The sequence below is a fragment of the Tamlana crocina genome (genome assembly GCF_012037625.1).
The window spans coordinates 1-410 of the sequence record NZ_JAAVJS010000334.1 but is presented as its reverse complement, the minus strand read 5'-3'; the positions used below and the strand labels follow the sequence as shown (position 1 = coordinate 410).

Below are 410 nucleotides of genomic sequence, written 5' to 3'. Positions count from 1 at the left end.
GTTCAATCCCAAAAATATTATAGAATTCAAGGGAACAATCCATGATATCCCCCGGCAACTTTCTTTCAAAGCTTCCTATATGACCTATTTGTTGAGCATGTTCAAGTCGCCTGTGCTCTTCCCGAAGTTTTTCTTCAGCTATTTTCTGTTCATGAATGTTTTGAGCAATTCCCAAAACGTGAGTCACTTTTCCTTCCCGGTCCTGCTGAAAGATCCTTTCCCTAATCCTGTACCATTCCCATTGGTTCTTTGGCGCCCGAAATCTCACTTCAACTTCACATTCTTCTTCTTCGGCCAGCGATTGACAGCGGGTGAGATTTTGCATACGCAGATCGTAGTCATCGGGATGAATGAAATGACGAAAAATGTCTGGCTTATAATTGAGGAAATATTCTGCGTCATGGCCAAAT

At 42.2% G+C, this 410-nt stretch carries 1 protein-coding gene; it reads right to left on the bottom strand.

Annotated features, from left to right (window positions below; all coding sequences use genetic code 11):
* On the bottom strand, window positions 1–410 hold a 410-nt coding region (locus HC176_RS16980; RefSeq protein ID WP_167920188.1), incomplete at both ends, for a PAS domain-containing protein.